Raw genomic sequence first — 1,070 nt, 5'->3', positions numbered from 1 at the left:
GTTTTATAATACAACTCTTCTAAAATTGGGAATGTACCTGTATGCTTTTTGAGTATCGAAATTGCTCCTTTTTCATCCTCTGACCAAGCACTTATATTATACAAATCTATTGTTCCACCTAATAAAACATGGTTATCATCTACATTAGTTCCGAAGGCTTTTGCAATCTTAAAAGCCGATGCACTTAGATTATCCATAGTCTTACTGCTTAAGGTTGGATATTTCTTTTTTATAGCTTGTAATTTGCCTTTAGTTATTAAAGGATCTGCTTTGGCATTTTGGTTTGTGTTTTCCGTTTTTTGCGCTTCTAGATTGGTATTTTTAACACTCTCAATTGCACTTCTTACGTACTTATATACGTAGGGAAATACAAGAAAAAGAACTATTAAAAAAATCCCATACTTTTTAAGAAATGGGATTATTTTATCATCTAGAAAGCTAGGTTTTTTTCTAGCGTATCTCATTATTTTTGGTTTTGTTTGATTTTTGTATAAATAAAATACGTTGCAAGCAATCCCGCTACGATTAAAATAGCTTTAGTGTTCTCTTGCCAAAATTGTTTTAACTTTTCCATCTTGTTTTTGTTTTTAAATTGTTATGGTTACGTATGAATAAAAAAAAAGCCCGATTGTGATTAATGCAGGCAGTATGTACTGTTTTGCTAAGGCGAATTTGTCAAATGTGACCTTTAAATTTGCTGTTGATACATCACCAAGCATTGTAATAGATTTTACGATATCGGCATCGGTTATCTCTTTGTGCGCTGTACCTAATTCTACTTTTAGAATTGCTCTTGCGAGTTTGCGTAAAAAGGTCGAATTAATCTCTGTAAGCTTTTGCGTAGGAGAGACCCCCAGTGTTGCAGCCACAGAATTAATATAAGCATTTGTATTATTCTCATTTGGTGGCGCATACTCTGAAATTAAAGATTTTACAGTGTTTTTCCCTTTGTTAATATCATTTATTAAGTCTTTGAGCATTGCTCGTAAACCGAAATGAACATTCTCAAATTGTTCAAATTGTTTATCTGGGTTCGTCCCCTGAGGTATTTTTCCTTGCCACGCAATATT

The 1,070-nt window shown here is 32.9% G+C and carries 2 protein-coding genes; both read right to left on the bottom strand.

All coding sequences use genetic code 11. The features are described 5' to 3' along the window. Positions 1–464: hypothetical protein (locus tag SHI72_RS23580; RefSeq protein WP_323491594.1), on the bottom strand; the 464-nt coding region annotated here is incomplete at its 3' end. A 123-nt stretch (positions 465–587) separates the two neighbouring features. Next, positions 588–1,070, bottom strand: a 483-nt coding sequence (locus SHI72_RS23575) for a hypothetical protein (protein ID WP_323491593.1), incomplete at its 5' end; no start/stop codon positions are given.

Origin of the sequence: Flavobacterium sp. PL02, assembly GCF_035013205.1 — a bacterium.
GTDB lineage: Bacteria > Bacteroidota > Bacteroidia > Flavobacteriales > Flavobacteriaceae > Flavobacterium.
Note: the sequence above shows the minus strand (reverse complement) of the source record. Positions and strands in the feature narration are given on the sequence as shown.